General features: G+C 60.3%; 25 protein-coding genes. 11 read left to right on the forward strand and 14 right to left on the reverse strand.

Annotated features, from left to right (window positions below; translation table 11 throughout):
• Positions 1-24: 24 nt before the first annotated feature.
• The 5 genes from J7412_RS14395 to J7412_RS14415 all read right to left on the reverse strand — a co-directional run bounded on the left by J7412_RS14395 (position 25) and on the right by J7412_RS14415 (position 5,729).
• Positions 25-1,245 carry a class I SAM-dependent rRNA methyltransferase gene (locus J7412_RS14395; protein ID WP_209079274.1) on the reverse strand — a complete coding sequence of 407 codons (1,221 nt, stop codon included), beginning with the start codon at positions 1,243-1,245 and terminating at the stop codon, positions 25-27.
• Between the two features lie 46 nt (positions 1,246-1,291).
• Positions 1,292-1,966: a DUF6778 family protein gene (locus J7412_RS14400; protein ID WP_209079275.1), complete on the reverse strand. Its 675-nt coding sequence runs from the start codon at positions 1,964-1,966 to the stop codon at positions 1,292-1,294.
• A gap of 172 nt (positions 1,967-2,138) precedes the next feature.
• Positions 2,139-2,411, reverse strand: coding sequence for a hypothetical protein (locus J7412_RS14405; protein WP_209079276.1), 273 nt, complete (start codon positions 2,409-2,411; stop codon positions 2,139-2,141).
• A 1-nt stretch (position 2,412) separates the two neighbouring features.
• Positions 2,413-5,211: a glutamine-synthetase adenylyltransferase gene (locus tag J7412_RS14410; protein ID WP_209079277.1), complete on the reverse strand. Its 2,799-nt coding sequence runs from the start codon at positions 5,209-5,211 to the stop codon at positions 2,413-2,415.
• Positions 5,212-5,342: 131 nt separating this feature from the next.
• The gene (locus tag J7412_RS14415; protein ID WP_209079278.1) at positions 5,343-5,729 is read right to left on the reverse strand and encodes a nuclear transport factor 2 family protein; all 387 of its coding nucleotides are present in this window, start codon (positions 5,727-5,729) and stop codon (positions 5,343-5,345) included.
• Between the two features lie 56 nt (positions 5,730-5,785).
• Here J7412_RS14415 and J7412_RS14420 point away from each other — a divergent pair, with 56 nt between their 5' ends.
• The 3 genes from J7412_RS14420 (at position 5,786) to J7412_RS14430 (ending at position 7,434) form a co-directional block, all read left to right on the forward strand.
• On the forward strand, positions 5,786-6,253 hold the full coding sequence (locus J7412_RS14420) for a YbaK/EbsC family protein (protein ID WP_209079279.1): 468 nt from the start codon (positions 5,786-5,788) through the stop codon (positions 6,251-6,253).
• Between the two features lie 175 nt (positions 6,254-6,428).
• Positions 6,429-6,854 (forward strand): DUF2852 domain-containing protein, encoded by a 426-nt coding sequence (locus J7412_RS14425; RefSeq protein ID WP_209063475.1) that lies wholly within the window; start codon positions 6,429-6,431, stop codon positions 6,852-6,854.
• Positions 6,855-6,954: 100 nt separating this feature from the next.
• Complete coding sequence (locus tag J7412_RS14430; RefSeq protein WP_247743940.1) at positions 6,955-7,434, forward strand: RDD family protein; 480 nt, start codon at positions 6,955-6,957, stop codon at positions 7,432-7,434.
• A 152-nt stretch (positions 7,435-7,586) separates the two neighbouring features.
• Here the strand turns inward: J7412_RS14430 and J7412_RS14435 are convergent, their stop codons facing one another.
• On the reverse strand, positions 7,587-8,135 hold the full coding sequence (locus tag J7412_RS14435) for a hypothetical protein (protein WP_209079280.1): 549 nt from the start codon (positions 8,133-8,135) through the stop codon (positions 7,587-7,589).
• A 75-nt stretch (positions 8,136-8,210) separates the two neighbouring features.
• On the opposite strand from J7412_RS14435, the gene J7412_RS14440 reads away from it, so the two are divergent.
• Complete coding sequence (locus J7412_RS14440; RefSeq protein WP_209079281.1) at positions 8,211-8,777, forward strand: Crp/Fnr family transcriptional regulator; 567 nt, start codon at positions 8,211-8,213, stop codon at positions 8,775-8,777.
• 159 nt (positions 8,778-8,936) lie between these two features.
• Here J7412_RS14440 and J7412_RS14445 read toward each other — a convergent pair whose 3' ends face one another.
• The 3 genes from J7412_RS14445 to J7412_RS14455 all read right to left on the reverse strand — a co-directional run bounded on the left by J7412_RS14445 (position 8,937) and on the right by J7412_RS14455 (position 13,424).
• Positions 8,937-11,291, reverse strand: a complete 2,355-nt coding sequence (locus J7412_RS14445) for a TRAP transporter large permease subunit (RefSeq protein WP_209063478.1) — start codon at positions 11,289-11,291, stop codon at positions 8,937-8,939.
• A gap of 17 nt (positions 11,292-11,308) precedes the next feature.
• Complete coding sequence (locus tag J7412_RS14450; protein ID WP_209063480.1) at positions 11,309-12,223, reverse strand: TRAP transporter small permease subunit; 915 nt, start codon at positions 12,221-12,223, stop codon at positions 11,309-11,311.
• Positions 12,224-12,341: 118 nt separating this feature from the next.
• Positions 12,342-13,424: a TRAP transporter substrate-binding protein gene (locus tag J7412_RS14455; RefSeq protein WP_209063482.1), complete on the reverse strand. Its 1,083-nt coding sequence runs from the start codon at positions 13,422-13,424 to the stop codon at positions 12,342-12,344.
• Between the two features lie 248 nt (positions 13,425-13,672).
• Between J7412_RS14455 and J7412_RS14460 the strand changes: the two genes are divergently transcribed.
• Together J7412_RS14460 and J7412_RS14465 are read left to right on the forward strand one after the other, a co-directional pair.
• Positions 13,673-15,100: a cache domain-containing protein gene (locus J7412_RS14460; RefSeq protein WP_209079282.1), complete on the forward strand. Its 1,428-nt coding sequence runs from the start codon at positions 13,673-13,675 to the stop codon at positions 15,098-15,100.
• The gene (locus J7412_RS14465; protein WP_209079283.1) at positions 15,097-15,756 is read left to right on the forward strand and encodes a response regulator transcription factor; all 660 of its coding nucleotides are present in this window, start codon (positions 15,097-15,099) and stop codon (positions 15,754-15,756) included. The genes J7412_RS14460 and J7412_RS14465 overlap by 4 nt, the downstream gene beginning before the upstream one ends.
• A gap of 7 nt (positions 15,757-15,763) precedes the next feature.
• Here the strand turns inward: J7412_RS14465 and J7412_RS14470 are convergent, their stop codons facing one another.
• Positions 15,764-16,147, reverse strand: a complete 384-nt coding sequence (locus tag J7412_RS14470) for a VOC family protein (RefSeq protein ID WP_209079284.1) — start codon at positions 16,145-16,147, stop codon at positions 15,764-15,766.
• A 304-nt stretch (positions 16,148-16,451) separates the two neighbouring features.
• Between J7412_RS14470 and J7412_RS14475 the strand changes: the two genes are divergently transcribed.
• Positions 16,452-18,206 (forward strand): acetolactate synthase 3 large subunit, encoded by a 1,755-nt coding sequence (locus tag J7412_RS14475; protein WP_209079285.1) that lies wholly within the window; start codon positions 16,452-16,454, stop codon positions 18,204-18,206.
• Between the two features lie 11 nt (positions 18,207-18,217).
• A complete protein-coding gene (ilvN, locus tag J7412_RS14480) occupies positions 18,218-18,781 on the forward strand; it encodes an acetolactate synthase small subunit (protein WP_209079286.1) in 564 nt (187 codons plus the stop codon).
• 194 nt (positions 18,782-18,975) lie between these two features.
• On the opposite strand, the gene J7412_RS14485 is transcribed toward ilvN, so the two are convergent.
• A complete protein-coding gene (locus J7412_RS14485) occupies positions 18,976-19,374 on the reverse strand; it encodes a hypothetical protein (RefSeq protein WP_209079287.1) in 399 nt (132 codons plus the stop codon).
• 265 nt (positions 19,375-19,639) lie between these two features.
• Here J7412_RS14485 and J7412_RS14490 point away from each other — a divergent pair, with 265 nt between their 5' ends.
• The 3 genes from J7412_RS14490 to J7412_RS14500 all read left to right on the forward strand — a co-directional run bounded on the left by J7412_RS14490 (position 19,640) and on the right by J7412_RS14500 (position 22,000).
• Positions 19,640-20,455 carry a helix-turn-helix transcriptional regulator gene (locus J7412_RS14490; protein ID WP_209079288.1) on the forward strand — a complete coding sequence of 272 codons (816 nt, stop codon included), beginning with the start codon at positions 19,640-19,642 and terminating at the stop codon, positions 20,453-20,455.
• 139 nt (positions 20,456-20,594) lie between these two features.
• Complete coding sequence (locus J7412_RS14495; RefSeq protein ID WP_209079289.1) at positions 20,595-21,779, forward strand: aromatic ring-hydroxylating dioxygenase subunit alpha; 1,185 nt, start codon at positions 20,595-20,597, stop codon at positions 21,777-21,779.
• Positions 21,776-22,000: a hypothetical protein gene (locus J7412_RS14500; RefSeq protein WP_209079290.1), complete on the forward strand. Its 225-nt coding sequence runs from the start codon at positions 21,776-21,778 to the stop codon at positions 21,998-22,000. The genes J7412_RS14495 and J7412_RS14500 overlap by 4 nt, the downstream gene beginning before the upstream one ends.
• Positions 22,001-22,021: 21 nt before the next feature.
• Here J7412_RS14500 and J7412_RS14505 read toward each other — a convergent pair whose 3' ends face one another.
• The 3 genes from J7412_RS14505 to prfB all read right to left on the reverse strand — a co-directional run bounded on the left by J7412_RS14505 (position 22,022) and on the right by prfB (position 25,738).
• Positions 22,022-22,747, reverse strand: coding sequence for a DUF2189 domain-containing protein (locus tag J7412_RS14505; RefSeq protein WP_209079421.1), 726 nt, complete (start codon positions 22,745-22,747; stop codon positions 22,022-22,024).
• Positions 22,748-22,975: 228 nt separating this feature from the next.
• The gene (locus J7412_RS14510; RefSeq protein ID WP_209079291.1) at positions 22,976-24,418 is read right to left on the reverse strand and encodes an amidase; all 1,443 of its coding nucleotides are present in this window, start codon (positions 24,416-24,418) and stop codon (positions 22,976-22,978) included.
• 192 nt (positions 24,419-24,610) lie between these two features.
• The gene (gene prfB / locus J7412_RS14515) at positions 24,611-25,738 is read right to left on the reverse strand and encodes a peptide chain release factor 2 (protein WP_209063510.1); all 1,128 of its coding nucleotides are present in this window, start codon (positions 25,736-25,738) and stop codon (positions 24,611-24,613) included.
• Positions 25,739-25,926: the final 188 nt, after the last annotated feature.

A 25,926-nucleotide genomic window follows, 5' to 3' on the forward strand; every position in this document is an offset into this window, starting at 1 on the left:
AGTATGACCCTCACTGCGCGCGCCTCACAGGCGGAAGATCAGGGATTTGAGATAGCCGCTTTCCGCAAGCTGCGGCATCAGCGGGTGGTCCGGCCCAGCAAAGCCGGTGTGCAACAGCTGTGCCTGACGCCCTGCCCGGCCAATCCCGCGCAGGCTTGCACCACGGAAACGCGCCACATCAGCCGCATGGGAGCAGGAACAGAGACCCAGATAGCCGCCTTCTGCCACCAAAGGCGCGGCCAGTCGCGCCACGCGTTCATAGGCCCGCAGACCTTTCTCAAGCGCAGGTTTAGAGGGCGCAAAGGCCGGTGGGTCACAGATCACCACGTCAAACTGCGCGCCTTCTTCCGCCAAAGCGGTCAGCACTTCAAAAGCATCCCCCTTGCGGGTGGAGAAGCGCGCTGCCACGCCCGCCGCCGCGGCTCCGGCCTGCGCCAGTTCGAGTGCAGCGGCAGAGCCGTCCACCGCCATGGCCTCAGAAGCACCGCCCGCAAGCGCGGCCAATGAGAAGCCCCCGACGTGGGAAAACACATCCAGCACTTTTGCATCTTTGCAAAGCCCGGCGACAAATCCGTGGTTGGGACGTTGATCGTAGAAAAGCCCGGTTTTCTGCCCGCCGGTCAGATCCGCCATATAAGTGGCGCCGTTCATCACCACCGGCACCGGTGCCTCAGGGGCTGTGCCCAGCATCACGGCGCTGTGCTCTTCCAGCCCTTCAAAGCTGCGCGCACGGCCGGAGCCGTTCATCAGGATGGTGCTGACGCCAGTGACCTTGGCCAAGGCCGCGACCATCATGTCCAAGCGCGCATCGGCCCAGGCGGCATTGGGCTGGATCACGGCGGTGTCGCCAAAACGGTCCACCACCACACCGGGCAGCCCGTCCGCTTCGGCATGGATCAAACGGTAATATGGCGTGTCGTAAAGCCGCTCCCGCATCGCCAGCGCATAGGCAAATTTGGCCTCAAACCACGCCTGATCGACCACGGTTGTGACATCGCGATCCAACATCCGGCAGAAGATCTTGCTCTGGCTGTTGGTGGCCACCAGCCCGATGGGCGCGCGGTTGTCGTCTTCCAGAATGGCCAGGGTGCCAGGTGTCAGCGCTTTGGTGCGCCGGTCGGTCACCAGCTCATTGTCATAGACCCAGGGAAAGCCATGGCGGATTGCGCGCGCATTGGCTTTGGGCTTGAGGCGGACAACCGGCAGATCACCGGTGGCGGAAACAGAAGAGGACGGCATAGACATGCCGCCCTCCTACTGTGTTCTGTGGGATGTGAAAAGCCCTGACGGATCAGTTCAGCTGTGCCACCTGCTCTCCGCCAACCGGGGACAACGGCGTGATGGTCTTGGTTGCGCCACGTGAGGGCGGCACAAAGCCTTCCGCTTTGGTCAGTTCTTCGCGCAGCACATAGGCCAGATGCTGGGTGATGCGGTATTTCTGCGTCAGGCCACGGGCCTCAGCCGCAACGGCTTTCTGACCGCCATAGCCCACAAGGCTCGCCTTGATCGGCTTGGGCCCGCGCAGCACGGTGCCGGTCTGGGCGTCCACAATGGTCATGACAAACTCAATGGAGTGTACGCCGCCCACGGTGTAGCGGGTTTTTTCAGTCAGCGCGTGAAAGCGTGTGACTTCGATCTGCACCGAAACCGAACGGGCGCCTTCCAGCGGGCCACCGCCAATGCGCAGCCCCTCTTCAAAAATCGCCTGAACCTGTTTGTAGCGGTCGCCATAGCCATCCCCGCGCCAGACGATGTCGCCGCCGGGGTAATACATATTCGCCTCAGACACCCGCAGGCGGCGCGGCACGGAAACCTCAAAGCTGGCCATCTGATAAGACGGCGCAGGCGCTGCGATCTCGGTGGGAGGCACGTCAAACGGCGCGTTCCGGCTCGCGGTATCCACGGACGCACAGGCGCTGACACCCAGTCCCAAAACCATTGCTGCAAACACACGCTTCATAGACATGATCGACTCCTTCGGCGGATTTCGCCTGTTCTGTATGTCAATCAAGATGCGCGGCAATTGGGGCGCGATTGGGGCGGGCTCAGGACGATTCGAGGGAATTGAATAAAATTGTCAAAGCCCTCTGAACCCGGCATTTCCCCCGCGCGATGGGGTGGATTTGCCTGGGCCCGCTTCAGCCGCGCTCGCGGCTGCGCCAGCCGCCACGCCGACGCGGGGTGCCGCTCATCTGCACCTGACCGTCTTTCAGAACCTCGGTCATCGGGTGATCCGGATGATCGGTACCATAGGCCTTGCGCAGCGCTTCGATCGCGACCTGCGTGTCCGCGCCCACCGGCAGAGACAGCGCCCAATCCAGAAAGATCGAGCGGCATTCAGGCAGCTGGATTCCCTCGATCCGGTAGCTTTCCCGGATCAGCCCCTTGGGGTCAAACTCTGAAAGATCCATCTCACGCCTCCCTTTTGGCGATCTCACTTGTGTCCGCCAGCGCCGCTGTGATCGCGGCCGCCGCGCGGGCGCAGGCCTCACTCAGCCGCGTCTGCAACGCCTCTATGTCCGCCGCGCCGGTTTCGCGCAACAGGAATGCGCGCCCGCCCTCGCCGATCTGATCCGGATCAATGGTCTGGCCAGACAGCAGTTTGGAGGCAAGCTGCACCTGCCAACAAAGCCGATAGGTGCTGGCCAGCTCTGTCACAATGTCGCCGTTCAGCCATCCAATTGCGACACCGGCCTGCAGGCCCTGCGTGACCGCGCGGCGCGGGCTGCCCGCCAATAGCGCGCCTGCCTGGCTCAAGAGCTCAATATCCTGCAGGCGACCTGCCCCGATCTTGGCATCCCACGGTCCATCCGGCGCTTTGGCTGCGGCGATGCGCGCACGCATGTCTGCCACGTCCTGCGCCACCGTCTCCGGTACCTTGGGCGCACTCAGCACCTCCTGTCGGAAGGCTTCGACCTCTGCCATCAGCTCGGGCGTGCCGGTCACAGGACGCGCGCGGGTGAGCGCGAGGTGCTCCCAGGTCCAGGCCTCGTTTTGCTGATAGTTCTGAAACGACGCTAGCGATGTGGCCACAGGCCCTTGCGTGCCTGAGGGGCGCAGGCGCATGTCGACCTCATAAAGCCGCCCCTGCGCCATGGGCGCGCTGAGCGCGGTCACCAGTGCCTGCGTAAAGCGCGCATAGTAAGGCCGCGCTGCCAGCGGACGGCGCCCCTCAGAGGCCTCCACCCCATCGGCGTCATAGATCACAATGAGATCCAGATCGGAGGTGGCATTGAGGCGGCGCGCGCCAAGCGAACCCATGCCCAGAACCATCGCGCCACGCCCCGGCATGGGGCCGTGTTTGGCGGCAAATTGATCGGCCACCGGCTGCCAGAGCGCCGCGAGCACCGCATCTGCCAGATCCGCATAATGCTGTCCGGCCTCCTCCGCCCCGATCAGCCCGCGCAGGTGGTGCACACCGATGCGGAACTGCCATTCCTTGGCCCAGCGGCGGGTGGTGTCGAGCTGGGTTTCATAGTCATTTTCCTGCGCCAGCCGCTCTGCCAGCTCCTCTGACAGCGCCGCCTTGCCCGGCCAGGGCGCAAAGAAGCCGCCGCCGATAACCGCGTCAAACACGCCGGAATTGCGCGACAAATGCTGCGCCAGCGCCGGAGCGGTGCCGACGATATCAATCAGCAGATCAATCAGCTGCGGGTTGGCCTCAAACAGCGAGAACAGCTGCACGCCCGCAGGCAAGCCGCGCAGAAAGCCATCCAGCGCCAGCAGCGCCTCGTCAGGCCGTGGGCTCTGCGCCAGACGCCGCAGGATTTCCGGTCGCAACCGCCCCCAGATCTCCGTTGCCCGTGCGCTGCGAAAGGCTGGATAGGTCTGCCAGCGGCCCAAAACATCCGGATCAAAGCTGTGATCGCTGACCGCCTCCGGCGCGCAGGCATCGGGCGCAAAGAAGCCTTCGGTCATGTCATGCACTTCGGTCAGACGGGTGCGCAGCTCGGCCTGAAGATCGTCAATATCGCGCCCCATAAGCCCGGCAATGCGGCCCCAGCCTTCCGCCCCTTTGGGCAGGCGGTGGGTCTGCGCATCTGCCACCATCTGCACCCGGTGCTCGACCTCGCGGTGGAAGCGGTAGTGATCAGACAGCCCCTCGGCCACCTCATCGGGCACCCAGCCCTTGGAAGCCAGCTTGCGCAGCCCCGGCACCGTATGGCGGTCACGCAGATAAGGGTCGCGCCCCCCGGCGATGAGCTGACGGGTCTGGGTGAAGAACTCAATCTCGCGGATGCCGCCACGGCCCAGTTTCATGTCGTGACCGTCCAGCGTGATCTCCCCGCCAAGGCCTTTGTGCTCGCGAATGCGCAGGCGCATGTCATGGGCGTCCTGAATGGCGGCAAAATCCAGATGCCGCCGCCACACAAACGGCGTGAGGGTTTTCAGAAAACGCGCCCCGGCGTCGAGATCGCCCGCGGAGGGGCGCGCCTTGATATAGGCGGCGCGCTCCCATGTGCGCCCGAGGCTTTCATAATAGCGCTCTGCCGTTTCCATGGCGATGCAGACCGGCGTCACCGCCGGATCGGGCCGCAGGCGCAGATCGGTGCGGAAGACATAGCCTTCGCCGGTCAGATCATTCAGCATCGCCGCCATTTTGCGGGTCGCGCGGATGAAGCTGGCGCGGGCATCGTGGTAGTCATCGGGATCAAAGCGGGTCTCATCAAACAGGCAGATGAGATCAATGTCGGAGCTGTAGTTCAGCTCATGCGCGCCCATTTTCCCCATCGCCAGCGTGACCATGCCGCCCGCCGTGGGAATATCATCTTCGGTGGCGCCGGGCAGCTTGCCGCGCCGGATTTCTGCACCGATGGTGGCTTCCATCGCCAACTGGCTGGCCAGATCGGCAAATTCGGTCAAGGTGCCGGTGACCTTCTCCAGAGACCACGCTCCGGAGAGATCTGCCAAAGCGGTCAGAAGCGCCACCTTGCGCTTGCCCGCGCGCAGCGCCGTGGGCCGCTGATCCGGTGCGCTTTCTTTCAAGGTGGCAAACAGCTTTGCCAGCGCCGCATCCGCATCCGTGAGCGCTTCGGGCAGCCAATCCGCCTCTTTGTGGATCAGACCTTTGAGGTAGGGGCTCGAGCCTGCGGTGCCGGTGATCAGCTTGGCCAGATCGCCGGACAGGCCCGGCACGGCGGCGCAGGCCTCCGCCCCGAGATCAGCGTCATAAGCATGTGGCAGGCGGGTGATTTGGGATGCAAACGTCATGGGGGGACTTTGAAACCCGCACGCCGCGAAGGTCAATGCGGCGTGATGGCAAAAGGGGCGCTGCCCCTGCCACATCTGCGATGTGGCTACCCCGGGATATTTGAAGAATGAGAAGCGTTTAGGCGCGGGCTTTAAGGATGGGTGTAGCCGGTCAGCGGGGTGTCCTGGCTGAAGCTGTTGCGCCATTCCCCGTCACGCCTCTCCCAGAGCGAGCTGATCAGCATGGCTTCCCAATCCGCCCCGCCCACGCGCAGATAATCCGCGCGGTAAATTAGCAGGGCCGCGTCTTCGCAGATCTGCCGCAGCTTGACGTCGCTGAGGCGAAAATCCACCACGGTGGCGCCATGGGCCAGCTGGCCGGTATGATCCGCCTTGTCGCCAAAGCCATCGGAATACACGCCGAGAAAATCCGCCGTCAAAAGCGCGCCATCCGCCGCTGCGTCGCCCTGCACCAGGGCTGTCCACACGCGGGTTTCCAGCGCCAGAAGCGCGTCTTTCTGGATATCCTCTGCTCTCATGATGACAAGCTGCGCCGAGCTGCGCTAGAAATCAACCCAAACGAGAGGGGCCTGCCATGAGCAAAAGTCTGAAACGGGTGCGCGCCGCGCTGGAAGCCGCCGGTGCCGCCATCGACATCCGTGAAACAGAGGGCGCGCGCACCGCTGAGATGGCCGCCGCAGCGGTGGGGTGCCATGTGGATCAGATTGCCAAATCCATTGTCTTTCAGCTGCAAGACAGCGGCGATGTGGTGTTGTTTCTGACAGCTGGCGGACGGCAGGTCGATCTTGAGGCCGCCGCAGCGCTGGCCGGTGGGCCGCTTGCGCGCGCGGCTGCCGCCGTGGTGCGCAGCCAGACCGGTTTTGCCATCGGCGGGGTCAGCCCTTTGGGCCATCTCTCCCCGATCCGCAGCTTTATGGATGCCCATCTGATGGGATTTGCGGAGATCTGGGCCGCCGCGGGCACGCCAAACCACGTGTTTTGCCTTGCGCCGCAGGTGTTGCAAGAGCTGACCGGCGCGGAAATCAGCGCCTTCAGCAGTTGATCCAGATTTCTTTTTGATAAAAAGTTCCATAAAAATCAGCCACATAAATCGAAAATGTAAAAACCATTCACATTTGCACTTGCATTAGAGGCCCGCAGCGCCAATCTAGGTAATGTGAAAGGGATTTACATACCCCGCCACAGCGTAGCTAGAAACACCAACTTCGGAGACCCAAATGACCCCTGCCGCAACCGCATATTCCGCTGACACGCGCCATCTTGGCTGGTTTGGCAAAAGCGAGGCATGGCTTGACAGCAAAGGCAAAGGTGCCTGGATCGCCGCCATGGTGCTTGGTTTTGTGTTCTTCTGGCCGATTGGCCTGGCCCTTCTGTTTTACATGATCTGGAGCAAGGATATGTTCAAGAAATCTCACCGCAGCCGCAGCTGCTCGCGTCGGATGCATGTGATGACCCCAACCGGCAACAGCGCCTTTGACTCCTACCGCGACGAGACCCTGCGCCGTCTGGAAGACGAGCAGAAGAGCTTTGAGGAGTTCCTGGAGCGCCTGCGTGCGGCCAAAGACAAGGCAGAGTTTGACCAGTTCATGGACGAGCGCGCCACCAAAGCGGCCAATGCCAAGCAGGAAACCGAAGACGCCTGAGCGCGCTTTGGCTATCCTAAGAAATCGTGGCGCGGGAGGCTTCTTCCGCGCTGCTGTTTTGAAGTAGCCTGTTATTGATGTTCACCCCGGAGAGAGGGTCATGACCCAGTACGATATGTCACAACACAACGCCAACACCCGCAGCTATGCCCTGCCCGACCCTGACACTCAGGCGGAGTTTTATGAGGATGTGACCTTCAAACGGCTTCTGGCCTGGCTGATCGACACCGCCGTGATCTTTGTGCTTTGTGTGCTGGTGCTGCCGTTCACGGCGTTTACGGGGATCCTGTTTTTTGGCGCGCTGCTGTTTGTCTTTGGGTTTGCCTATCGTGTGGTGACCATCGCCACCGGCTCCGCCACCTGGGGCATGCGCCTGATGTCGATTGAGCTGCGCCAGTCAGACGGCGCGCGCTTTGGCCTTGGCGCAGCGTTTCTGCACACGCTGGGTTTCACCATCTCGGTGGCCTTCCCGATCCTGCAGATCATTTCGATTGTGCTGATGATCACCACAGCGCGCAAACAGGGTTTGACCGATCATGTGATGGGCTCTGTCCTGATCAACCGCGCGGCGCGGTACTGAGCTGAGGTGTGAGGGCGCTCGGCGGTGGCCGGAGAGGAACGGGTTTTGGGTAGCTCAAGGGCTGGCTGAGCAGGCGCGAATTCACATGGGTGTATTGCGGCGCTTTTAAACCTGAGAATGCCTGCTTTGCGGACTAAGCGGGCACTACTCATCTAGGCAGTAGCGTCGGCTTTGGGCAGGCGCGCCCAGATGACACCTGTCGCTAGCAAGAGCGTCACAGCCAGTGTTGTGATGACCGATTTGGCGATTGTCGCTGTGCTGGCGGCGTAGACCAATGATTCCGTCACATCTGGCCAGCCATGGATCATCGTAACGATCCCCAGGTTCTCGATATAGTCGGACAGCGCACTGCCGACCGCGAAGGCAACGCCAAGATGGACAAGTCTCTTGTTGGGCATGTGGCGCCCAAACCAGCAGAATGCGCTGCTCAGTGTGAGCGCAAGCAAGGCCGGATACATCGTATCCAGAGGAATCTGGCGGCTGAGATAGTATTCACGCCCATCCGCTCCCAATGCATCGAGAAGCGTCGCGGCGTCAGAGGGACTGTAGCCGTGGGGCCGCATGTCGAACGGCACCTGCCCCGAGATTGCTTCGATTTGGGCAAGCGTGACGGTGATCATCAGCACGTAGATGACAGTCGCAATCAACCAGCAGCCCAGGGTGGCAAATCCGATGTACCTTGAAAGAAGTGTGTGGATCATTTTGGGACCTCCTTGATCTCTTGCCAAGTTGCCCTTCGGTGAAGCCTCACGCATTATCATTTGATAAGGTATGACATGATGGATCTACGGAAATTTCTCGCACAGTCACCCGACCTTTCTGACTTGAGCCTTGCAGACGGTTTTGCGTCTCATTGGAGAAGCAAGCGTTTGAAGAAAGGCGCGCGCCTCGCCGACCAAGGACAACCTGAGTCTGATGAGTTCATTCTTTTGGATGGGAGCCTTGCCAGCACCATTTGTGACCAAGAGGGCAAGGAAGCATGCGTTGGACTCTACGTTGGTCCTTGCGTTGTGACACCTAATATCGCGCGAACACGGGATGGAGTATCCTTTGTGTCCATCCAGGCCACCAAAGAGTCCTCGCTTTATTGGCTCGATACGGGCCGGCTTACCAATCTGATGCTTGAATCCGAACCAATCCGAAACTGGGCAAATGGCATTCTGCAAGACGCATTGAGTGAAAAGGCGGAGCGCGAATGGTGTCTCGCCGCTCTTGGCGGAGCCGAGCGTCTGAACTGGTTTCGCCAAGCTTTGCCCGGCTATGAAGACATTTTCACGCATTCGTTGATCGCGTCCTTTTTGGGGGTCACGCCTGTCACAATGAGCCGTCTTCGCGCTAGATAGGGTGCAAAAGAAGAAGCGGACATCTATGCGTACTGCAGCATCCGGCAGTTTGGGCTCGTTGCCGACCTCCCCCACCCAAACTCCCCCAATTCAAACCCCATCCCCACACAAAAAAGGGGGCCCGAAGGCCCCCAAATATTCTGTCTTATCTGGCTATCCTCAGCCGCCGAGCAGATCCGGCAGGATCGTCACGATGGAGGGGAAGTACCACAGGATCGCCAGACCCACGACCTGGATGAGCACGAAGGGAATGATGCCCTTGTAGATATGCCCGGTCGTGACCTCCTTGGGCGCAACCCCTCTGAGATAGAAGAGTGCGAAGCCAAAGGGCGGCGTCAGGAACGAGGTCTGCAGGTTCACCGCGATCATGATGGTCACCCACTTGGGATCAAAGGTGCCGCCGTAGATGACCGGGCCGACAATTGGGATCACGATGTAGATGATCTCCAGGAAGTCGAGCACGAAGCCCATCACAAACAGCACCAGCATCACGATCAGGAAGACTTTGAACTCATTGTCAAAGGACTGCAGGAACTGCTGGATATAGTGTTCCCCGCCAAAGCTGATCACCACCAGATTGAGCAGCTGGGAGCCAATCAGAATGGTGAAGACCATGGAGGTCACCTTGGCCGTTTCACGCACGATCGGTGTCAGCACCTTGCCGCGGAACAGCACCCAGCAGCCATAAAGCAGACCAAACATGGCAAAGAGATAGGTCCCTTTGGCCACGAAGAAGGCGATGTAGTTCTCGACTTCGACTTCAGCCTGGTTCACGCGCAGATCAAAGTTCACACCAACGAGGATCATGATGATCACCGCAAATGTGGCCCAGATGATGATCGCACCGGAGCGTTCCTGATCCTTCAGCTTGCGGTAGGCCGCCAGCATGATCGCGCCACCTGCGCCCAGCGCCGCTGCGGGCGTCGGGTTGGTGATGCCACCCAGGATCGAGCCAAGCACCGCAATGATCAGCACGAGCGGCGGGAAGACCACGCGCAGCAGATCATTCTTGCCCAGCAGACCGGCCGCATAGCGCACGCCATACAGCGTCAGCGCCAGCGGGATCGCCAGATAGATCAGCGTCCAGCCCGGTGTTGTCACCGGCGAGATCAGGATCGTGTCCACCGCCAGCGCCAGCACGATGCCGGCCGCCCCAACCATCAGAGGCGTTCTGTCGGCACTTGGCGACACACCACGTGCGGTGGTGATGACCAGCGCCAGCAGCAGGAAGCCAATGGCGATACCGGAGCCGATCGGCGCGGCTGCGGCGATCTTCTCGGCACGCAGCTCGGCGCGTTCGTCCTCGGTCAGCGCGCGGGCTTCTGCCACACCACCGGCCTCATCAATCGCTGCCTGCTCGGCCACGGCGGTATCCCACGCCAGCTGCCCGTGCAGATCGATCATGGAGGCGCGGCACTCCTCGCTCACGTTTGTGCGCAAGCTTGCGGTTTTGCCCGCATCCGAGAAGCTGTCCACGGTGACGTTCTGGTCGCCAATGAAGTTCACCTGACCCAGCAGGATCACACCAGCGATCAGACCCGCCGGCACCGCGAGGAACCATGTCAGGCTTTCACCACGGGTGACGGCTTCACCGGAGGCTTCACCGAATTCCACGGCAGGCGCTTCTTTCGGGTTCAGCAGGGCATAGCCAAAGGCATAGAGACCATAGAGCACCGCCAGCATGATGCCGGGGATCAGCGCCGCCTGGAACAATGTGCCCACAGAGACAACCGCCGGTTCGCCGAGGAAAGTCAGCGCGTCAGAACAACCTGCCACCTGCGCACGGTTTTCCTGTGCCGCAGAGTAGAGGTCACCCGCCAGCGTGCCGAGCAGAACGATCACGATGGAGGGCGGAATGATCTGCCCCAGCGTACCGGAGGCTGCGATCACACCAGTTGCCAGCTTCGGGTTATAGCCGTGCTTGAGCATGGTTGGCAGCGACAGCAGGCCCATGGTCACAACCGTTGCGCCCACAATACCGGTGGAGGCCGCAAGGAAAGCGCCCACAACCACAACCGACACAGCCAGACCGCCGGGCAGCGGGCCAAAGACGCGCGCCATTGTGGTCAGCAGATCGTTTGCGATTTTGGAGCGTTCCAGCGTGATGCCCATCAGAACAAACATCACAACCGCAAGCAGGGTCTCAATCGACTGACCGGCAAGCACACGCTCGTTCATCCGGTTCACGATGAAGCTCAGGTTGCGGTCCATGGCCTGTTCCCAACCGCCCGGGAACACCGGTTCCGCGATGCGCGGCAAATCCGGGTAGCGGAAGATCGAGATTGTATCGGCCTTGATCCCTTGCGAGATCAGATCGCCATACATGGCCGAGCCAGTATCAATGGCCTGGTGAATGAGAATACCGGCGCTATCGAGCGCAGCAATGATCCCGAAAGAGATCACCCCTGCCCCACCAATGGCAAAGGCCACCGGGAAGCCGGAAAGAATGCCCCCAAAGAGGCAGAGGAAGACGATAATCAGGCCGACCTCGACCCCATCAAGTCCAAATAGCATAAGTTCTGCCCCTTAGATCAGTGTGTGCCTTCGTAGGCTTCTTCACCTTCGCCCAGCGTGTCGCGGTCGAGGTATTTGCCTGCGCTGCCTGCACCTTCTTTGAATTCAAGGAAGGAGCGGTAGAAGAAGGCGATGGCTTGCAAGAAGACCATGCCGGCGAAGAGCACCAGAAGCACTTTGAAGAGGAAATAGGCGTTGAACCCGTTTGGCGAGAAGCCAATGGTTTCCACGTTCCATTTTAGGATACGCGCCTTTTTCTCCAGCAGTGTCAGCTTGTCAGACGCCGAAACCTTCGGTGTCACAAGGTGGCGCCACATGAAGAACCAGCCGTACATCCAGGTCAGCACAGCCGCTGGCATCATGAAGATCAGCGAGCCCAGCATGTCGATCACACGTTTGGCGCGGTGGCTGATCGTGGAGTAGACAAGGTCCACACGCACGTGGCCGCCCTGCACAAAGGTGTAGGTCGCACAGAGGCAGACGATCATGGCGTTATAGAGCTTCAGCTCTTCCGCCCACCAGCTCACATCCGCTGTCAGCCAGTCCGCCTTCCAGATCAGCGAAATTTCCGCCACGGTGAAGATCCGTTGCATGAAAACGATCACGATCTGCTGCAGCACCATCAGAAGGCCCGCCCATGCAAAGAAACGGCCCACCGAATTGGCAAGACCTTCCAGCACGCGCACACAGCCCCACATGAAGCCGTTCCGCCAGAACCCGACCGCGGTCACGATCAGGAAGAGTGTAAACACCACAAAGAAAAACTCGACCGAGCCACCGTAGTAGACAAAGCGCATCAGCGCCTGTTTGTCCTCGGTGGTTTCAAGGCCGCCTATCCAGCTCAGCCAGCTGCTTGGATGTGTGATCGCGTAAGCGGCGTTCACAAAAGCTTGGCCAATGTTGGAAAAAAACCAGACCAGACCGTCCAGCATTGTCCCCCCATCCCCTTATTGTTCGAAAAGACGGCACCGCCAGACCGCCGGACAGATTTTAGAAAAAGACCCCTCGGAGTGAGTACCGAGGGGTCAATGTCTTTAGCGATAGGTGGGCTTAGCCCAGGATGCGGTCACGCTGAGCGCGATACACACCTTCAGATTTCACCAGCCAGCCAGAAGAAGCCTTCATGCTTGCTTCGACCGAGCTGCGGATTTTCACGAAGAGATCGTCGTCCATGTAGCTGTCCAGAGTCTCTTTCGCAGCTGCACCCATGGCGTCCCAAACGCTGTCTGGGAATTCCAGAGTTTTCACGCCACCGGCCTGCAGACGCTGAAGCGCGGCACCGTTGTTGTTGAGGAACTGAGCGAGGTTCCACTGGTGGGACGCTGCTGCTGCAGTCTCAATGATCTTCTGGTGCGCAGGGGACAGGCTGTCAAAGACTTCGCGGTTGGTCGCCAGGGACAGACCCGCGCCTGGCTCGTGGAAGCCTGCGGTGTAGTAGAACTTGGTGATTTCCTGGAAACCGGCTTTCTCGTCAGCCCATGGGCCGATCCACTCGGTGCCGTCGATCGCACCGGATGCCAGCGCCTGATACACCTCGGAACCTGGAAGGTTCTGAACAGATGCACCCATTTTGCCCAGCGCCTGGCCACCGAGACCTGGCATACGGAACTTCAGACCTTGGAAGTCTTCCGGGCCGTTGATCTCTTTGGAGAACCAGCCACCTGCCTGCGCGCCGGTGTTGCCTGCGAGGAAGGATTTCAGACCGAAGATTTCGCCCAGCTCGTCATGCAGAGCCGCGCCTTCACCGTGGTAGTACCAGTTCACCAGTTCCTGTGCGGTCATGCCGAACGGAACAGAGGTGTAATAGGCATAACCTGGGTGCTGGCTGACGAAGTAGTAGTCAGCGGCGTGGTACATGTCGGCCTGACCTGCGGTCACGGCGTCAAATACTTCAAATGCGCCAACGAGTTCGCCAGCAGCTTTGATTTCCACAGTCAGGTCACCGTCAGACATCGCGGTGATGGTGTCTGCAGCGTATTGCGCGGCGTCAAACACGCCTGCCAGGCCACGACCCCAAGAGGTCACCATGGTCAGGGTGCGCTTGCCGGAAGCATATGCAGGTGCGGCCAGAGTGGTTGCCGCGGCTGCGGTGCCGCCCAGAGCAGAAGTCTTCAGAAAAGAACGACGATCCATTTATGTATTCCTCCCAGAATTTGTTCAGCCCGGCCCTCCCTCCAGAGAGTCCGAGCGGATCGTTGAAGTGGGGAGAGCCTAGCCTTGCCCCTACGTAGAAGAAATACCCACTACCGCGTAGAAATGCGGCAAATGGTAAAAAATACTGGCCAGTCTGGGGTTAACGGCCTGCGAATCTCTGTACGCATAGGTTGTATCACGTGATTCTTGGGTTTGATTCGCTGCAAAAATTCCGTAACGAATCGGGTATGCGCCTCCTCCTGTCTCTGTTGCGCCCTTCCTATGGGCAAAAGCTCTTCCTGCTGGCGACCCTGCCGCTTCTGCTGGCGGTGGCGGCGATTTCCGTGCTGGTGGCCAACCAGTCACGGCAACTGGCCGAGCGTGAAATTCGCGCGCTGGAATCTCAGCTGATCGAGGCCAAGAAGGCAGAGCTGAAAAACTACATCTCGATTGCCCGCACCGCTTTTGTGAACATCTATGGCCGCGCCGCGCCGGATGATGATCAGGCCAAGCTGGCGGTCACCCAGATCCTCTCTTCCATGCTCTATGGTCAGGACGGCTATTTCTTTGTCTTTGATTATGAGGGCACCAATCTGGTGAGCCCGCGCCAGACCTATCTGATTGGCAAGAACTGGCGGGGTCTAACCGATCTCAACGGCACGGAAATCACTGATCCGCTCATTCAGATCGCCCGCTCTGGCGGGGGCTATCACAGCTTTGACTGGACCAAACCCAGCACCAATGAGACCGCGCGCATGGTCACCTATGCGGTGGGTCTGCAGGACTGGCAATGGGTGGTCGGCACCGGGGTGTTCATTGACGATGTTCTGGAAAGCGTGGCCGCCGCGCGGGCGGATGTGGAAGAGCGTGTGCAGCGCACCTCCTTTTATATCCTTGTGATCACCGTGGCCGCGCTGCTTTTGGTGTTCTTCTCCGGCTTTGTGATCACCGTGCGCGAGCGTAGGTTGGCGGACACCAAGCTTAAGGCGCTGACCCAACGGGTGTTTGACGCGCAGGAAGAAGAGCGCGGACGCGTAGCGCGTGAGCTTCATGACGGGATTTCCCAGCTGCTGGTGGGCGTGCGCTATGCGCTGGACAGCGCCCGCAGACGGGTGAAATCCGGCGACGAACGAGGGCTGCAATCGCTGGAGAAAGGCATCGACCACCTGTCAGGTGCCATTCAGGAGGTGCGCCGCATCTCCCGTGATCTGCGCCCCGGCGTGCTGGATGATCTGGGCCTTGGGCCCGCGCTGAAGGTGCTGACAGACGAATATGCCGCCCGCACCGGCATTGAGGTGGATTTTCAGACCGTGGTGTTCCGCAACCGGCTGGATCAGGAATCCAAGATCGCGCTCTATCGCATCGCGCAGGAAGCGCTGACCAATGTCGAGCGCCACTCCGGCGCCAGCAAAGTCACCATGGATCTGCGCGGCCACAAAAGCGGCGCCACCCTGCGCATCGCCGACAATGGCTGCGGCCTGCCTCAGGATGCCCCACCCTCAGAGCGCGGCGGACTTGGCCTGCGCAATATGCAGGAGCGGGTCGAGCAGCTGGAAGGCACCCTGCGCATATTCTCATCTCGCACCGGAACCGTGATTGTGGCAGAAGTCCCGCTAAGCCACATTCTCCCCCCTGAAAGCGAGGGGACCGACAACAGTAGAAAGGCCCGCGCATGACCGCTCCTTCCGACAGCCCCGCCACAAAAGTCATGATTGTCGACGATCACCCGATGGTCGCCGAAGGCATCGAGAGCATTCTGGAAAGCTATGATGACATCACCGTGGTGGGCACGCTTTCCAATGGGCGCGAAGCGGTGAATCAGATTGCGGAACTTGCGCCTGATGTGGTGCTGATGGATCTCAACATGCCGGAGATCGGCGGGCTGACCGCTACCGAGATGCTGCTGGAGATGAACCCGGATCTGCGGGTGCTGATCCTGTCGATGCACGACAGCCCGGAGTATATCAACACCGCCCTCAGCCATGGCGCGATGGGCTATGTGCTCAAAGATGTGCCCACCGAGGAAATCAAAACCGCGATTGATGCGGTGATGCAGGGCGAGCGTTATCTCTGCACCGGTGCGGCCGGATCGCTGTCTCCTGCGGATGGCGAAGGGCGCGAACCGCTCACCAGCCGCGAGCAGACCGTTTTGCTGCAACTGGCGCAGGGCAAATCCAACAAGCAGGTTGCGATTGATCTCAACATCTCTGTGCGCACGGTGGAGACCCACCGCAAGAACATCAAACGCAAGCTGGGGATTTCCTCCACCGCGGGCCTGACCCGCTACGCCATGGAACACGGCGTGCTGCAAGGCACCGGCGTCGGGCTATAACAGCGGCTCAGCCCGCAATAGCCTCGCCAAAGAACACAAGCGTGCAATCCTCATCTTTCACATGGAATTCGCGCTGGCCGTAGTCCTGATCAAAGGGCGCGCGCACGCGGCCTTCCGCCAAAGTCTCAAGCTCCGGTCGCAGCCGCTCATAAAGCGCGTCGATGCCAACCACATCGATATAAAAGGACGTCTCCTTGCCCGCGGCAGCGAGGTCTTCCCCCTCCTCCACCTCGATCAGACGGATCGCCACCGGCCCTGCCCGCAGGAAGGCGTAGTTCTCCGCCTGAAAGCCCAACTCAAAGCCCAGCACATCCCGATAGAAGCCGATTTGACGCTCCAAATTGCGGCACGGAACAAACGGTGTGATCTGAATCAGTTGAAATGCACCCATGATATTTCCTCAAATTTCACGGAGACCCGCACTCCGCGCAATAAATGAAAAGATTTTCGACCCAAAATATGCATTTCTCTTACCATTCGCGGTTGACGCCGCTGTGCAGCACACATAAGGTCCGGTTCGAACACAATGGAACCCAACTTGAGGACCGACGCAATGCAACAGCTAGTCGTCATTCTAAGAAATTGGCGCATGGGCCGGTAACGGACACCATAATGGTACCCCATGCGCCCTCGCCAAAAGCGGGGGTTTTTTTGTGCGCAACGAATGTGAAATGACGTCGGTAACGGAGAGAGTGATGACACGTCAGATGACCGGAGCAAAAATGGTTGTTCAAGCCCTGAAGGATCAGGGTGTGGACACAGTCTTTGGCTATCCGGGGGGAGCCGTCCTACCGATTTACGACGAGATTTTTCAGCAGAATGACATCCGCCACATCCTCGTGCGTCACGAGCAGGGCGCAGTGCATGCGGCTGAGGGTTATGCCCGCTCCACCGGCAAGGTGGGTGTGGCGCTGGTGACATCCGGCCCCGGCGCCACCAACGCGGTGACTGGCCTGACCGATGCGTTGCTGGACTCCATTCCAATCGTTGTGCTCACCGGACAGGTGCCAACCTTCATGATCGGCTCTGACGCCTTTCAGGAAGCAGACACCGTGGGCATCACCCGCCCCTGCACCAAGCACAACTGGCTCGCGAAAGAGACCGAAACCCTGAGCGAGACCCTGCATCAGGCCTTTCACGTGGCGCGCTCCGGCCGCCCCGGCCCTGTGCTGATCGACATCCCCAAAGATGTGCAGTTTGCCTCCGGCACCTACACCGCGCCGGAGAAGTCGGACACCTCGATCTATGAGCCACAGACCAAAGGTGACATCACCGCGATCAACGAATTGGTTGAGGCGATGGAAAAGGCAGAGCGTCCGGTGTTTTACACCGGCGGCGGGGTGATCAACTCCGGCCCGAAAGCCTCTCAGTTGCTACGCGAGCTGGTGGATGCCACCGGCATTCCGATCACCTCCACCCTGATGGGTCTGGGTGCCTATCCGGCGTCCGGTGAGAACTGGCTTGGCATGCTCGGCATGCACGGTCTTTATGAAGCCAATATGGCGATGCATGACTGCGATCTGATGATCAACATCGGCGCGCGGTTTGACGACCGCATCACCGGCCTGATCTCGGCCTTCTCGCCAGACTCCATCAAAGCGCATATCGACATTGACCCCTCCTCGATCAACAAGGTGATCAAGGCGGACATCCCGATTGTCGGCGATGTGGAAAGCGTGCTGACCGACATTCTGAAAGTCTGGAAAGCCCGTGGCCGCACTGTGAACCGCGAGGCGATTGCCAAATGGCAGGGCCAGATCAGCGATTGGCGCAAGGTGGAATGCCTGAAGTACACGCAGGAAGGCAAAGTCATCAAACCACAATACGCGCTGGAGCGTCTTGAGGCCCTGACCAAAGACCACGACCGCTACATCACCACCGAGGTGGGCCAGCACCAGATGTGGGCGGCGCAGTACTTGGGCTTTGAAGATCCCAACCGCTGGATGACCTCCGGTGGTCTGGGCACCATGGGCTATGGTGTGCCGGCGTCCGTGGGTGTGCAGGTCGCACATCCCGACAGCCTCGTGATCAACGTGGCAGGTGAGGCCAGCTGGCTGATGAACATGCAGGAAATGGGCACCGCAGTGCAGTTCCGCCTGCCAGTGAAACAGTTCATCCTCAACAACGAACGCCTCGGCATGGTGCGCCAGTGGCAGGAACTGCTGCACGGCGAACGCTACAGCCACAGCTGGTCTGAGGCGCTGCCTGATTTTGTGAAGCTCGCCGAAGCCTTTGGCGCCAAAGGCATCATCTGCTCTGATCCGGATGATCTGGATGAGGCGATCATGGAAATGCTGAACTACGATGGTCCGGTGATCTTTGACTGTCTGGTGGAGAAACACGAGAACTGCTTCCCGATGATCCCATCAGGCAAGCCGCACAATGAAATGCTTCTGGGCGAAGCCAGCACGCAGGGCGCAATCGAGGCCGGCGGCGCGGTACTGGTGTAAGGAGAAAGATCATGGCTGCTCTAAAAATCAAGAAAGGCTCCACGAGCCACTCTGCTTACAACCTACGTCCCAACTTCTCGGACACACAGGAAGCGCACACGCTGGCGGTTCTGGTCGACAATGAGCCGGGCGTTCTGGCGCGTGTGATTGGCCTGTTCTCCGGCCGTGGCTACAACATCGAGAGCCTCACCGTGGCTGAGGTGGATCACACCGGCAAGCTGTCGCGCATCACTGTTGTGACCACCGGCACACCGCAGGTGATCGAACAGATCAAGGCACAGCTGGGCCGCATTGTGCCGGTGCATGACGTGCATGACCTGACCGTGGAAGGCCCCTCTGTTGAGCGTGAACTGGCGCTTTTCAAAGTGGCAGGCACCGGCGACAAGCGGGTGGAGGCCCTGCGTCTGGCCGATATCTTCCGCGCCAATGCGGTGGACAGCACGCTGGAAAGTTTTGTTTTCGAACTGACGGGCGCGCCCGAAAAGATCGACGCCTTTGCCGATCTCATGCGCCCGCTCGGCCTGATTGAGGTGGCGCGCACCGGTGTTGCGGCCCTGTCGCGCGGCGCGGAATAACGCCGCCACATTCTCACAGGTGAAAAAAGTAAAGGGAGGCAGCTTGCCTCCCTTTTTGGTTCGTGAGTGGTCGCAGTAAACGGAGGATCCCGCCTCCGAATTCCTCGGCATCGGCCCGCGGATCCGGCCAGAAAACTTTGGTCCACACCAGACGCTTTCTGACCAGACCGCTCCCCCCCACGGGCGCTATTGCCTTAACCGACCGTCACCAGATTTGGTGCCGGATTGCGTGAGCGCCCCCCAGACGGGAAGCTCACCACGTTGTCTTTGTTGGCGGCAGACTCCACCACCAGCGCGTCAATATCCGCGCCACTTGCCCGACGCCCGGCCGCTTTCAGCCGCGCGATCAGATCGTCCACTGCACCATTGGCCAAAGCCCGCACATTAATTGCGCGGCGCATTTCGCTTCGACTGCAGATATCAAAAATCAACATATCACCCACAACTGGCACCACCGAAGTGTTCCCTGTGCCAAATTGGGCAACGTTATCGCCTTCGTCAGCCCCATCAAAATACGCAAGATCTCTTTGATCTTCGCACCAGATCAGGGCCTTTCGGCGCTTTGGATTGCTCCAAAGTACCAAACCGAGCATCCCGTACTCCCCAATAGTCCCATTTACCCCGTGTAGTCACACACATTTCCTTTCGCCCTGGCGGGGGCTTGCACACAGGCGCCCCCCATTAAATACTGCCTTCTGGCCGTCAGGGTTTGTAATCGCGCCGTTCTGGCGCAAAGTTGACGCTAATATGCATCAACTGCCTCACGTTAGCGTCTGATGTTGGGTAAAATCCAGCGAAAATTGAATGAGTGTGTCCTCGGTAACTACTTAATTTGACAATGATCAATGAAAGAGCACTGTGAAGAACATCAATTCTGAGAATGATCTGGAACTGTCCCCAGCCGAATTGCGTCAGGCGTTCGGCCGCAATCTGCGTGAACTGACAAAACCTTACCGCTCGATCTCCGGTCTCTGCCGCGAGCTTGGAATCAACCGGACCCAGTTCAACCGCTACCTCGCTGGCGAGAGTTTTCCCCGTCCCGAAATTCTAGCTCAAATTTGCGCTTTTTTTGAGGTTGACGCCCAAACGCTGCTGGGACCATTCGCGCGCCGCAAGAAAACCCAGATCGGGCGGGAGCATCCGTTTCTGGACGAATTTGTCGGCCCCAAGCCTGACACGATCAGCGAAGAGCGTTTTCCCTCAGGCTTTTACCGGTTCAGCCGCCGCAGCTTTCTGGACACGGATCTGGTGATGAACGGCTTGGTCTATGTCTTTCGGCGGGACGGGTTTGCCTTCATCCGCGGCTATGCCAGCCGCAGCATCATGCGAGATCTGGCCCTGCCCACCAACAGCCCCATCCGCGAATTCCGCGGCGTGCTGATTCCTCAGGAAGAAGGCGTGCATTTCACCATCTCCCACCGCAACAACATCGCCACGGTCTTCAACTACCTCAGCCGCGCGAGCGCCCTGCAGCAAAATGTCTGGGTCGGATTTTCCGCCCGCCCCGAACGGGACAATGTGATCAAACGCCGGGTCACGCGGCTGGTCTATGAAAAGATAAACGGCTCCTTCTCTGACGTGCGCGCAATGGCCAAAAGCACCGGCTATGTCCCCCTCAGCGAGATCCCAGAGCTGCACCAGCGCCACCTGCGCCTGGGCACACCCTTTAGCTGACGCGCACGCAACGGCCAGCCTCCGACCCAACATCGGGTAGTCAAACTGGTTTGTCTCCGTCATTGGAGGTCGCAGACAGGCCAGTGCGCGTCTGAGAGCGGGGCCTAGACTGATCTCAATGATCAGAAGGAGTGCCGCCATGTCCAACAGCCGCCCCACGCCCCCCTCGGCCACAGCGCTGCACAAGGTGCGCGCACCCGTGGCGCAGGCCCAAGGCTTGCCCAACAGCCACTACACCAGCCCTGCCCTGTTTGAGGAAGAGGCCGCGGCGCTCCTAAAATCCACCTGGGCCGGTCTTGGTGTTGCCGCCGATGTGCCCGAGCCGGGGGACGCCAAACCGGTCAATTTCCTTGGCATGCCGCTCCTGCTGCTGCGCGACAAGGCGGGCGTTGTGCGGGTCTTCAACAATGTCTGCCGCCACCGGGGCATGATCCTTGTGGAGGAGCCACGCAAGATCGAGGGCGCGCTGCGTTGCCCCTATCACAGCTGGTGTTACGCCACCGATGGCCGCCTTGTGACGACCCCGCATGTAGGGGGGCCGGGGCAGAACACCCACGCTGATATCGACCGCAGCACCCTTGGCCTGGTCGAAGTGCGCAGCCACATCTGGCGCGACGTGGTCTTTGTGAACATCGACGGCACAGCACCGCCCTTTGAGGAGGTCCATGTCGATCTCATCACCCGCTGGGCCGCACTGGATCAGCCACAACATCACGGCGGCGCAGAGAGCCGCTTCACCCTGGATGTGCAGACCAACTGGAAGCTCGCGGTCGAAAACTATTGTGAAAGCTACCATCTGCCTTGGGTGCATCCGGGGCTGAACAGCTACTCCCGGCTGGAAGATCACTACAACATCACCGCACCCGGTCACTATTCCGGCCAGGGCACCCATGTGTACCGGCAACTGAAGGCTGAGGACGGCACCTGCTTCCCTGATTTTGCCGATCTGCCTGCCTTCTGGGATGAGGGCGCGGAATATGTCGCGCTTTACCCCAATGTGCTTTTGGGCGCCCAGCGCGACCACAGCTTTGCCATCGTGTTGGAGCCGGTCTCTTGCGAGCAGACCCGCGAACATGTGCATCTCTACTACGCCGCCCCCGAGACCACCCCCGCCCTGCGCGCGCAAAACGCCGCCCAGTGGAAAGAGGTCTTTGAAGAGGACATCTTTGTGGTGGAAGGCATGCAGAAAGGCCGCCATGCACCGGGTTTTGACGGCGGCCGCTTCTCTCCGGCCATGGATGGGCCAACCCATTGCTTCCATGACTGGGTCGCCGCACGCATGATGGCACATCGCGCGCCGGTCACCCCCGCCGCTGCGGAATGAGCGATCTGCACCAGCGCCTGCTGGCGGCCCATGCAGGCGAAGACAGAGCAGCCCTCGTGGCGCTTTATCAGGAGGCTGCCGATGCCGCGCCTGACATGGGCGCGCAGGGGTTTTACCTCACGCAGGCCTATGTCTATGCGCTGGAAAGCGGACACGCCGCCACCGAAGGGCTCAGGGCGCAGCTACACGCCCTTGGCCGCGAACAGGGGCAAGAGGACTGAGAGGATTGCGCGGCAGGTGGTTTACGCCGCCCCCGCCGCCTTGATCTGCGCATAAAGATGCCAGCTCGCATGCCCGACCACAGGGAAGATGACAAACAGCCCGAGAAAGCCGGGGATCATCGCCGCAAAGGTCAACCCGGCCACAATCGCGGCCCAGATCAGCATGACCAAAAAATGGCTCTGTACATATTGAAAGCTGGTGATCATGGCGGTCACAAAATCCAGCTCGCGGTCCAGCAACAACGGCAGCGACAGCACCGTGATCATGTACAGCAATAGCGCAAAGAGAAAGCCGACAACCGAGCCAAAACCCAGCATCATCATGCCGTTGGCGGTGAAATAGACCTCCAGCGAGCTTGACACATTGGTCATCACCGACAGCCCCAGAAACAGGGCAAAGATCATATGGCCAAGGAAAAACCAGAACAGAAACACGATGATGATCACCGCACAGATCGACGGCAGCTGCCGCTTGCTCTGGCGCATCACCACCCCGGCAATCAGCGGCCAGTTCATCTCCCAGCCGCGCTCCAGCCTGAGCGACACCTCATAAAGCCCCACAGCCGCAAACGGGCCGAGCAGCGGGAAGCCAATCGCTGCAAAGGTCAGCCAGTAGCTTTGCCCGCTGGCCAGCGTCAGCCAGACCATGGCCCAACCGCCCAGCACATAAAACAGCGCAAATCCAAGCCCGTAGACCGGCTTTTTCACAAAATCCCGCAGGCCCAGCCGCAAGGCAGCCCCCAGCATGGTAATACGCACCACGCCCAAGGGCGGCGCACCATGTTCGCGCTCGCCATTGGCAGAGCGCGCGGCAGACAGCTTGGTTTCCTCTATGGCTGTGCTTTGCGTGGCCGTAGTTTGCGTGGCTGTGTTTTGGGTGTTTGGTGACTCACCACCAAAAGTGCTCTCCTCAGACATGCGACCTCCCCGCGCCTGTTCCTCCGGCTGCCATGAAAGCGGCTTTGCCGCGTCAAATCAACCGCTTGCTGCCCCTACCTCGCGCGGTTGCGGTGGATGCTGCTGCGGCCAGTGGGTTGCACCGTGGTAGGCCTGCGCAATCTCCAGCACCTTGCGGTCCGCCCCTTTGGCGCCAATGATCTGCATCCCCATGGGCAAGCCGCGCCCATCAAAGCCCACCGGCACGCTGATCGCGGGCAGCCCCAACAGGCTTGCGGGCACCATCACCTGCATCCAGCGGTGATAGGTGTCCATCTCTTGGCCCCCGATGTCCTTGGGCCAGTCCCACTCCGCCGGGAAGGGGAAACACTGCGCCACCGGCAGAACAACCGCATCAAACTGCGCAAACATCTCTGCCGCGGCGGCAAACCAGGCGGAACGCACACGGGTGGCCTGATGCAGCGCCATGGCGTCCATCTCAATGCCGCGCCGCACCTCCCATTGCACCTCGGGTTTCAGCCGTTCGCGGGTCGCCTCCTCCTGATAGAGCGGCGCCAGCTCCCCCGCCAAAGCAAAGGCCCGCAGGGCGCACCAGCTCTGAAACATCGCTTCCGCATCAAAGGGCGGATCCACAGGTGCCACTTCCGCGCCAACGCCCTCAAGCACCATCAGCCCAGCCTCACAGAGCGGCAGAATGCCCTCCTCCATGGGCATCGCGCCACCCCAATCGCCCAGCCAGCCGATCCGCAGACCGTCAGCGGCGCAGAGCTCAGGCACCTCCCAGTCCTGCGCGGGCATGTTGAAGGGCACGCCCTGCTCTGCTTGCGCCATCACCTTGAGAAGCAGCGCGCAATCGCGCGGGCTGCGCCCCATCGGGCCAATGGTGGAAAGCTGCTGCCAGAAACTCTCTGCCCCGACTTCCCGCGGCACCACGCCCCAGCTGGGGCGAAAGCCGTAGACATTGTTCCAGCCCGCCGGATTGCGCAACGAGCCCATCATGTCACTGCCATCGGCCAAGGCCACCAACCCAAGCGCCAGCGCGGCCCCGGCCCCGCCGGAACTGCCCCCGGCGGTACGGGCGGCGTCAAACGGGTTGCGCGTGACCCCATGCACCGGATTGTAGCTGTGACTGCCAAGGCCAAATTCCGGCACATTGGTCTTACCGATAAAGATCGCACCCGCCGCCCGCATCCGCGCCACAAAGGCACTGTCGGCCTCCGAAATCCGCTCGGCAAACAAGGGGCTGCCTTCGGTGTTGCGGGTGCCTTTCACATGGGCCAGCGCCTTGATCGCCATGGGCATGCCATGCAACGCGCCGCGCACCTCATAAGGCACCTCATCCGCCGCGCGCGCCTCCGCCAGAAGCGCTTCTGTGTCGCGCAGATCCACAATCGCATTCACCGCACCGTTGCGCGCCGCAATCCGCTCCAGCGTGGCCGTCATCACCGCCTCAGCGGTCAACCGCCCCTCCCGCAGCGCAGCACTCAGAACCCCTGCATCCCAATCGAGAAAATCGCTCATCTGCTTTCACCCTCCAAGGCAATCGCAGCACGATCCGCCCACAACCGCAAGCCTCAAAGCGCAAACGGCGTACCCTCAAAGGACACGCCGTCTTCTCATTCATCAAATATCCTGGGGTGGCCACCGCTTGCGGTGGCAGGGGCAACGCCCCTCCCTTCCCTCTCAGCGCAGCTTATGCCCGCAAGGTCAGGCTCAGTCGTCCGCCTGTGCATCGGCGCGGCTCATGCCCGCCACATCCATTGCCAGCGTCGCCGCCATAAACCCGTCCAGATCGCCATCAAGCACACCTTTGGTGTCGCTGGTCTCATGGCTGGTGCGCAGGTCTTTCACCATCTGGTAGGGCTGTAGCACGTAAGAGCGGATCTGGTTGCCCCAGCCCGCATCGCCCTTGGCTTCATGCGCCGCGTTGATGTCGGCGTTCCGGCGGTCCAGCTCCATCTGATAGAGCCGCGATTTCAGCGCTTTCATGGCGATGTCGCGGTTCTGGTGCTGTGATTTTTCAGAGCTGGTCACCACAATGCCGGTGGGCATGTGGGTGATCCGCACCGCAGAGTCCGTGGTGTTCACGTGCTGACCACCGGCACCGGAGGAGCGATAGGTGTCCACACGGATATCCGCCGGGTTCACTTCGATTTCGATGTTGTCATCCACCACCGGATAGACCCAGACCGAGCTGAAAGACGTGTGGCGCTTGGCAGCGCTGTCATAAGGCGAAATCCGCACCAGACGGTGCACGCCGCTTTCCGACTTCAACCAGCCATAGGCATTGTGCCCGGAGATCTTATAAGCGGCAGATTTGATGCCCGCCTCTTCGCCTGCGGTCTCCGATTGCAGCTCAACCTTATAGCCCTTTTTCTCCGCCCAGCGTACATACATCCGCGCCAGCATCGAGGCCCAATCACAGCTTTCCGTACCACCCGCGCCGGAGTTGATTTCAAGGAAGGTGTCATTGCCGTCCGCCTCGCCATCCAGCAGCGCTTCCAGCTCTTTTTCCGCAGCCTTCTCCGCCAGCGCCTTCAGCGCCGCTTCGGCCTCGGCCACAACCTCATCATCCTCTTCCATCTCGCCCAGCTCGATCAGCTCGACGTTGTCAGAGAGTTCGGTTTCGATGGATTTCACCGTGTCCATGGCGTCCACCAGCAACTGACGCTCCCGCATCAGCTTCTGCGCGCCCTCGGCATCATTCCACAGGTCCGGATCCTCCACCCGCGCGTTGAATTCCTCCAAGCGGTAAGCAGCCGTTTCCCAATCCATACGCTGGCGCAAAAGGGTCAGGGATTTCTCGATCTCTGTAACTGTGTTCTGAGCGTCCGCGCGCATGATCTTAGCCTCATTCCGGTTCAGATCAGGGTGATAGCGCAGAGCCGCTAGGGGGGCAAGGTGGCAGGCGTGTCATGGGCCAATTGCAGCGCGCAGCCGATAAAATCCCCACCTGTTTTGCAACAAATTGTCGATTGAAAGCGGGGGCGGGTTTTACCGAACACTTAACCTTTGTTGCGACATTCGCC

It is taken from the genome of Shimia sp. R9_3, assembly GCF_017743755.1.
In the GTDB taxonomy this organism is placed as follows: domain Bacteria; phylum Pseudomonadota; class Alphaproteobacteria; order Rhodobacterales; family Rhodobacteraceae; genus Shimia.